The sequence below is a fragment of the Polaromonas sp. P3_C2 genome, from assembly GCF_056402675.1.
In genome coordinates this window covers 1-7,836 of record NZ_JBFUGX010000145.1, presented here as the reverse complement: position 1 = coordinate 7,836, position 7,836 = coordinate 1, and the positions used below count along the sequence as shown (strand labels likewise).

Genomic DNA, 7,836 nt, shown 5'->3' with positions numbered 1-7,836 from the left:
GTTGATGTGCTGGCCGCCGGCGCCGCTGGCGCGGTAGGTATCGATGCGCAGGTCGGCTGGGTTGATCTGGATGGCCACGGCTTCGTCGGGCTCCGGCATCACGGCCACCGTGCAGGCGCTGGTATGGATGCGGCCTTGCGTTTCAGTGGCGGGAACGCGCTGCACACGGTGACCGCCCGACTCAAAGCGCAGCTTGCCATACACGCCGACGCCCAGGGAATCCGTGGCGCCGTCAATGCGCAGCACGACTTCCTTGTAGCCACCCAGTTCGCTGGAGGATTCACTGATGATTTCCACTTGCCAGCGGTTGCGTTCGGCAAAGCGGGTGTACATGCGGAACAGGTCACCTGCAAACAGCGCCGATTCATCCCCCCCGGTGCCGGCCCGGATTTCGATGAAAGCCGCGCGCGCGTCGTCCGGGTCCTTCGGAATCAGCATCAGCTGCAGGGCCTCGTCGATCTGCGCGATATCGGCTTTGGCCGCGGCGATTTCTTCCTCCGCCATCGCAGCCATTTCCGGGTCATCTTTGGCTTCAGCCAGCATGCCTTCAGCACTGCTGAGGTCGGCCTCGCGACTGGTGAGCCGCAAGTACTGGTCGGCGATCACGCTGGCTTCGGCGTGCTCCCGGGTCAGCGAACGGAAGCGGTCCAGGTCGCTGACCACGTCGCTGGCAGACAGCAATGCGTCCAGCTCGTGCAGCCGCAGCAGCTGGCGGTCCAGGGTTTGGCGAAGAAAAGGTTTCATGGAAATGGAGGACTGGAAAAAGGGGGCCAGAAGGCCGTCAACAACGACGCTCCGCCAGCGGAGCCACCGGCTTGCGCCGGCACAGGAAGTCAGTGCGTTGGCGGCCGCTAACGCTCTTTGTCGTCGGACTGGATTTTGGGCAGCTGGCCGCGCAAAAACAGCCTGGATACGGTCTGTGCCGTGGCTTCGCGGCTGTTGGCGTCGCCCGCATGCAGCTCGGCCAGCGCGCCGTGCAGCATTTTCTGGGTGAGGCCGCGGGTCAGTGCGTCCAGCACCGTGTCGATGGGCTCGCCCCGGGCCAGCAGCTTTTTTGCTCGCACGATTTCGGCAGCGCGCCACTCGTYGGTCTGCGCATTGAGCTGCTGGATCAGCGGCACGCTGCGGCGCTGGCCCAGCCAGTGCATGAAGTTCTGCACACCGGCGTCGATGATGACCTCGGCCTGCGCCACGGCGGCCTTGCGGTTGTCCTTGCCGGTCTGCACCACGTGGGCCAGGTCGTCCACCGTGTAGAGGTAGATGTCGGGCAGCGCCTTGACTTCGGGTTCGATGTCGCGCGGCACGGCCAGGTCGACCATGAACATCGGGCGATGTTTGCGCAGCTTGACGGCGCGCTCGACCGCGCCCAGGCCGATGATGGGCAGCGTGCTGGCGGTGCAGCTGATCACGGCGTCGAACTCATGCAGGCGGCTGGGCAAATCGGCCAGGCGCATCACCTCGGCGCCGAAGCGGCCGGCCAGCTTCTCGCCGCGCTCCAGCGTGCGGTTGGCGATTGCCATGGCTTTGGGGTTTTTGGCGGCAAAGTGGGTGGCCGCCAGGTCGATCATCTCGCCGGCGCCGACAAACAGCACTTTGATGTCGCTCAAATCTTCAAACAGCTGGCCGGCCAGCCGCACGCTGGCCGCTGCCATGCTGATGCTGTGCGCGCCGATTTCGGTGCTGCTGCGCACTTCCTTGGCCACGGCAAAGGAGCGCTGAAAGAGCTGGTGCAGGGTGGTGCCCATGGCGCCTGYGTCTTCGGCGGCGCGCACGGCGTCTTTCATCTGGCCCAGAATTTGCGGTTCGCCCAGCACCATGGAATCGAGCCCGCTGGCCACGCGAAACGCATGACGGGCCGCTGCATCGTCGTGCAGGGTATAGGCATGTGAGCGCAGCAGGGCGGGCGAGACGCCGCCGTTGTGTGCCAGCCAGTCCAGCGTGTGGTCCAGGTCGTTCTTTTCGCCAGCGCAGTAGATTTCAGTGCGATTGCAGGTAGAGAGCAGCGTGGCCTCGGGCTGGCGGGCCAGGGACTCGCGCAAACCGCGCAAAGTGGGCTCGACCTGGTCCAGGGCGTAGGCGAACCGGCCGCGCAAATCGAGCGGTGCGGTGTTGTGGTTTAGCCCAAGGGCCCAGACTGACATCCTTCGATTATAAAATTGAAGCGGTCAGGCCGGTACAAAGGCCGGACAATCGCCCTGATAGTCCTTTTTTTGGCCGTTTTGAAGCTTGTTCTGGATCTGCTCTGAAGCCAGGCGAGTTTTTAACTACCCCTACGCGCATGACCTTTTACCTGCTGGCCAATCACCTGCTCAATCTTGTCCTGCCGGCCGCCGCGGTGGCCCTGCTGCTGGTGTTGGCAACTCAGCTTATGGGTGGATTATTTAGATCAAAAATGCCTTTAGCCCAGACCTGGTATGCGCAAGCAGCTATTGTTTTTGTAGTAAACGTGGTGGTGCTGGTGGCCGGGCTGGTGTTCTTCGGCCATGACGGGAAGATGCTGACGTATGCCGCCATGGTGGTCGGCGCGGCCGTCTGCCAGTGGGTTTTGCTGGGCGCCTGGCGGGCCTGAAGGGGCTTGTAAATCCAATGGCCGGGCGCATGGCTGCGTTGCGCGGTGCTCGGAATCCTCATGCACCCAAGTGCATTCCGGTGTCCTGCGCTCCGTGCGCCTTGCCCTGCATCCGGTAATTGAATTTCTAAAGTCCCTTCGAATACCGACTACAAATCGGGCTTGAAGACGTTCACTGCGTCCGTGATGATGCCGTCGGTGCCCAGGGCCAGCAGCCGCTGCACGTTCGCTTCGTCATTCACCGTATAGCTCAGCAACTTGAACCCGGCTTTTTTGGCCTGGGCCACCGTATCGGCGTTCCAGAGCTTGTGGTTGCAGACGATGGCCACGCAGTCCAGGCCGGTCGCCGTTTCCAGCCAGTTGGCCGGGAGTTGGTCGAGCAGCAGGCCGCGTGGCAACTGCGGCTGGGCGCGCCTGGCCGCCTCAAGGGACAGCGGCTGGAAGGACGTCAGCAGTGGGGGAATGGCTTGGTCCTGCCACAGCCGGGCCGCTTCGTTGGCCACCACAGTGCCGGTGTGACTCTCGATGCCCGGTGTGGGCTTGATCTCGATATTGAGGAAGTAGCCCTTGTCCAGGCAAAAGCGGGCGATGCGCTCAAAGCTGGCGAGGCCCTCCGCGGCAAACGCCGGGGAATGCCAGCCGCCGGCGTCAAGCTTGGCCAGCGCCTCCCAGCTCAACTCGCCAGCCACACCTTTGCCGTTGCTGGTGCGCTCCAGCGTGGCGTCGTGCAGCAAAAAGGGAACGTCGTCGGCGCTCAGTTTCACGTCGCACTCGAACATGCGGTAGCCATGGCTGGCGCCCAGCATGAAGGAGGCCAGGGTGTTTTCGGGCGCCAGCTTGCCGGCGCCGCGATGCGCTACCCAGCGCGGGTAGGGCCAGTTGGCAGCTGATACGGGGTTTGTCATGGGTGTGCTCAGGACCTGTGGAGACGAGACGAAAGCCGGAAATTAGATCCGTTTGCCCGTTTCCGAGTCAAACCAGTGCAGGCGATCTGCGCGCGGCGTGACATGGATGGTCGCGCCGATCTCGGGCGCGATTGACAGGCTTTCGTCGGTGCGCACGATGATGGCTTCGCTGCCCATGCGGCAGTACAGCAGGCGCTCGGCGCCCAGCATTTCAATCGTGTCGACCTGCACGGGCCAACCCGTGGTGCCCACCGTCAAGTGTTCAGGCCGTATGCCCAGAATGGCGCCGGGCTTGCCGCCGAAATCGGTGTTCGGCGCCTGCTTGAGCAAATTCATGGGCGGCGAGCCCATGAAGCTGGCCACAAAGGTGGTAGCCGGCCGGTTGTAAACCTCTTCGGGCGTGCCGAACTGCTCCATGCGGCCGGCGTTCATCACCATCATGCGCTGGGCCAGTGTCATGGCCTCGACCTGGTCGTGGGTGACGAAAAGCGAGGTGATGCCGAGTTCGCGGTGCAACTTCTGGATCTCCAGGCGGGTCTGCACGCGCAGCTTGGCGTCCAGATTGGACAGCGGCTCGTCAAACAAAAACACCTGTGGCTGGCGCACGATGGCGCGGCCCATGGCCACGCGCTGGCGCTGCCCGCCCGAGAGCGCGCGGGGCTTGCGGTCCAGCAGGTGGCCCAGCTCGAGGATCTTGGCGGCCTTGTCGACGCGCGTCTTGATTTCGTCCTTGGGCACTTTGGCGATCTTCAGGCCGTAAGCCATGTTGTCGAACACGCTCATGTGCGGGTAAAGCGCGTAGTTCTGGAACACCATGGCGATGTCCCGCTCCGAAGGCTCCAGCTCGTTGACGACCTTGCCGCCGATGGAGATTTGCCCGTCGCTGACTTCTTCCAGCCCGGCCACCATGCGCAGCAGGGTGGACTTGCCGCAGCCAGAGGGCCCGACGATGACGATGAACTCGTGGTCATTGATCTCGGCGTTCACGCCGTGCAAAACCTGCAGCATGTCTTTGCCGGAGCCGTAGCGCTTGATGATGTTGTTGAATGAGAGGGATGCCATGTCTGTATTTCCGTTGTGTCTTGGTTGTTCTTGGCAGTCTGGGCCGCTCTGGGCTGCAGCTGTTATTTCTCGGTGTCGACCAGGCCCTTGACGAACCATTTCTGCATCAGCACCACCACCAGGGCGGGCGGCAGCATCGCCAGAATCGCGGTGGCCATGACCACATTCCATTCGTTCTGGCCGTCGCCGCCGGCGATCATGCGCTTGATGCCAACGACCACCGGGTACATGTCTTCACTGGTCGTGGCCAGCAGCGGCCAGAGGTACTGGTTCCAGCCGTAGATGAACTGGATGACAAAGAGCGCCGCGATGGAGGTCTTCGACAGCGGAAGCAGCACGTCAAAGAAAAAACGCATGGGGCTGGCGCCGTCCATGCGCGATGCTTCGGTCAGTTCTTCTGGCACCGTCAGGAAAAACTGGCGGAACAAAAAGGTTGCCGTGGCCGAGGCAATCAGCGGCACCGTGAGGCCTGCATACGTGTTGAGCATGTTCAAGTCCGACAGCACCTTGTAGGTGGGCAGAATGCGCACCTCCACCGGCAGCATCAGCGTCACGAAGATGGCCCAGAAGCAGGTCTTCTTGAACGGAAAGCGGAAGTACACGATGGCAAATGCCGACAGCAGCGAGATGGTGATCTTGCCGATGGCGATCACCATCGCCGTGACGAAGCTGACCCACATCATGTGCGCCACGGGTGCGTTGGAGCCGGCTGCGGATTCACGCCCGAACAGCGCGGCCTTGTAGCTGTCGAGCATGTTGGTGCCCGGCAGCATCGGCATGGGCGCCTGCACGATTTCCTGCGCCGTGTGGGTCGAGGCCACAAAGGCCAGGTAGAGGGGGAAGGCGACGATGAAGACGCCCAATATCACGATCACATGCGCGAGGATGCCATGCGTGCCGCGTTTTTCAACCATGATGGGCTCCCGTCGTATTTTTTGTTATCGTTTTCATCAGTATTGAACCTTTTTCTCGACGTAGCGGAACTGGATGACGGTGAGCGCCACCACGATCACCATCAGCACGACCGACTGCGCAGCCGAGCCGCCCAGGTCCATGGCCTTGAAGCCGTCGTAATACACCTTGTAGACCAGGATGGCTGTGTCCTTGCCTGGCCCGCCCTGCGTGGCGGCGTCGACGATGGCAAACGTGTCGAAGAAGGCATAGACCACGTTGATCACCAGCAGGAAGAAGGTGGTGGGCGACAGCAGCGGGAACTGGATGGTCCAGAAGCGGCGCCAGGGTCGGGCACCGTCAATCGCAGCGGCCTCGATCAGCGATTTCGGTATGGACTGCAGGCCCGCCAGAAAAAACAGGAAGTTATAAGAAATCTGCTTCCACACCGAGGCCATCACGATCAGCGTCATGGCATGGCCGGAGTCGAGCAGATGATTCCAGTTGATGCCTATCTTGCCCAGCGCGTAGGCGACCACGCCCAGCGAGGGAGAAAACATGAACACCCACAGCACGGCCGCCACAGCCGGGGCAACCGCGTAGGGCAACACGAGCATGGTTTTGTAGAACATGCCGCCGCGCACGATGCGGTCGGCAAACACCGCCAGCAACAGTGACAGGCTGATGCCGATGCCGGCCACCATCACTGAGAAAAACGCGGTCGTCTTGAACGACTCCACATAGCTCGGGTCGTCCAGCAATTGCCGAAAATTGGCCAGGCCGACGAATTCGATGGAGGTGCCGAAAGGGTCTTGCTGTTGCAGCGACTGCAGAAGCGCCTGCGCCGCTGGCCAGAAGAAGAACACCAAAATGACCGCCATTTGCGGCAGCAGCAGCAACCAGGGCAGCCAGCTGGATCGGAAGACAACGCGTTTTTCCATAGGGCCTTCGGTGGGCAAAAACCTGTGAGTGCTAAAACATAAAAACCCGCCTGGCCTTCCCCGATGAGGGGGAGAGGGCGCAGCGGGCCGAGTTTAGCCCGCCGTGCGGGCCTGCTCTGTCTCTTGGGCGATCAGCCCTTGTTGGCCTTCTGGAAGCGCTCAAGCTGCTCATTGCCGCGCTTGACGATGGAGCCCAACGCTTCTTTGGCCGTCTTCTTGCCGTTCCAGACCTGCTCGAGTTCTTCGTCCTCGATCGCGCGAATCTGCACATAGTTGCCCAGACGGATGCCGCGGCTCTTGTCCGTGACCTTGCGGATCATTTGCGTCACCGCGACGTCGGTGCCCGGGTTCTGTTTGTAGAAGCCGGACTTTTCGGTCAGGTCGTACGATGCCATCGTCACGGGCAGGTAACCGGTGCGCTTGTGGCTGGCCGACTGCACTTCAGGCGTGGATATGAAGCTGAAGAACTTGGCGACGCCCTTGTATTCGGCCGGCTTTTTGCCCGACATGACCCACAGACTGGCGCCGCCGATGACGGTGTTTTGCGGCGCGCCGGGAACGTCCTGGTAGTAAGGCAGCGGAGCCAGGCCGTAGGCGAACTTGGCGTTTTTGGCCACATTGCCGTAAAAGCCCGAAGACGTGTTGATCATGGCGCACTCGCCCGACACGAAACTGGCTTCCGGCACGTTACCGCGGCCCTTGTAGATAAAGAGGCCCTGTTTGGCCATGTTGGCCAGGTTCTCGATGTGGCGCACGTGCAGCGGCGAATCCACCTTCAGGCGCGCATCCATGCCTTGCAGGCCGTTGGCTTTGGTGGCGAACTCGACGTTGTGCCAGGCCGAGAAACTTTCCACCTGTGTCCAGTTCTGCCAGGCGGTCGTGAAGGGACATTTGTGACCGGAGGCCTTCAGTTTGGCGGCGGCGTTGACGACTTCAGGCCAGGTGACGGGGGCCTTGTCGGTCGGCAGGCCCGCAGCCTTGAATGCGTCCTTGTTGAAATAGAAGATGGTGGTGGAGCTGTTGAACGGGAAGCTCAACATCTGGCCGTTTGGCGCGGTGTAGTAGCCGGCAACAGCGGGGATGTAGGCTTTCGGATCGAATTTTTCTCCGGCGTCCTGCATGATCTTGCCGACCGGGACGATGGCTCCCTTGCTGGCCTGCATCGTGGCGGTGCCCACTTCAAAAACCTGAAGGATATGCGGCGCATTGCCGGCGCGGAAGGCCGCGATGGAGGCCGTCATGGACTCATCGTACGTGCCCTTGAAGGTGGGCACTACCTTGTATTCCTTCTGGCTCTCATTGAATTGCTTGGCCAGGTCATTGACCCATTCGCCGTTGACGGCCGTCATTGAATGCCACCACTGGATCTCGGTCTGGGCCTGGCTGGCCAGCGGCGCGCACAGGCCGAGGGCCGCGAAGGCGAATGCTGAGAGACGGTTTTTCATTAAAACTCCTGGGATTGGACGCG

The 7,836-nt window shown here is 61.8% G+C and carries 8 protein-coding genes; 1 reads left to right on the top strand and 7 read right to left on the bottom strand.

What is annotated here, in order from left to right:
• Both AC1DWI_RS08365 and hemA read right to left on the bottom strand, forming a co-directional pair.
• Window positions 1–744, bottom strand: a 744-nt coding sequence (locus tag AC1DWI_RS08365) for a PCRF domain-containing protein (protein ID WP_477724663.1), incomplete at its 3' end; no start/stop codon positions are given.
• Between the two features lie 107 nt (window positions 745–851).
• Window positions 852–2,141 carry a glutamyl-tRNA reductase gene (hemA, locus tag AC1DWI_RS08360; protein WP_477724662.1) on the bottom strand — a complete coding sequence of 430 codons (1,290 nt, stop codon included), beginning with the start codon at window positions 2,139–2,141 and terminating at the stop codon, window positions 852–854.
• 137 nt (window positions 2,142–2,278) lie between these two features.
• Between hemA and AC1DWI_RS08355 the strand changes: the two genes are divergently transcribed.
• Window positions 2,279–2,569, top strand: a complete 291-nt coding sequence (locus AC1DWI_RS08355) for a hypothetical protein (protein WP_477669828.1) — start codon at window positions 2,279–2,281, stop codon at window positions 2,567–2,569.
• 149 nt (window positions 2,570–2,718) lie between these two features.
• Here the strand turns inward: AC1DWI_RS08355 and ugpQ are convergent, their stop codons facing one another.
• From ugpQ to ugpB, 5 genes are all read right to left on the bottom strand, one after another.
• A complete protein-coding gene (ugpQ, locus tag AC1DWI_RS08350; protein ID WP_477669827.1) occupies window positions 2,719–3,474 on the bottom strand; it encodes a glycerophosphodiester phosphodiesterase in 756 nt (251 codons plus the stop codon).
• 42 nt (window positions 3,475–3,516) lie between these two features.
• Window positions 3,517–4,536 (bottom strand): sn-glycerol-3-phosphate import ATP-binding protein UgpC, encoded by a 1,020-nt coding sequence (locus tag AC1DWI_RS08345; RefSeq protein WP_477669826.1) that lies wholly within the window; start codon window positions 4,534–4,536, stop codon window positions 3,517–3,519.
• Between the two features lie 62 nt (window positions 4,537–4,598).
• Window positions 4,599–5,450 carry a sn-glycerol-3-phosphate ABC transporter permease UgpE gene (gene ugpE, locus AC1DWI_RS08340; RefSeq protein WP_477669825.1) on the bottom strand — a complete coding sequence of 284 codons (852 nt, stop codon included), beginning with the start codon at window positions 5,448–5,450 and terminating at the stop codon, window positions 4,599–4,601.
• 36 nt (window positions 5,451–5,486) lie between these two features.
• Complete coding sequence (gene ugpA / locus AC1DWI_RS08335; protein ID WP_477669824.1) at window positions 5,487–6,368, bottom strand: sn-glycerol-3-phosphate ABC transporter permease UgpA; 882 nt, start codon at window positions 6,366–6,368, stop codon at window positions 5,487–5,489.
• 131 nt (window positions 6,369–6,499) lie between these two features.
• Window positions 6,500–7,813, bottom strand: coding sequence for a sn-glycerol-3-phosphate ABC transporter substrate-binding protein UgpB (ugpB, locus tag AC1DWI_RS08330; protein ID WP_457279661.1), 1,314 nt, complete (start codon window positions 7,811–7,813; stop codon window positions 6,500–6,502).
• Between the last annotated feature and the right edge of the window lie 23 nt (window positions 7,814–7,836).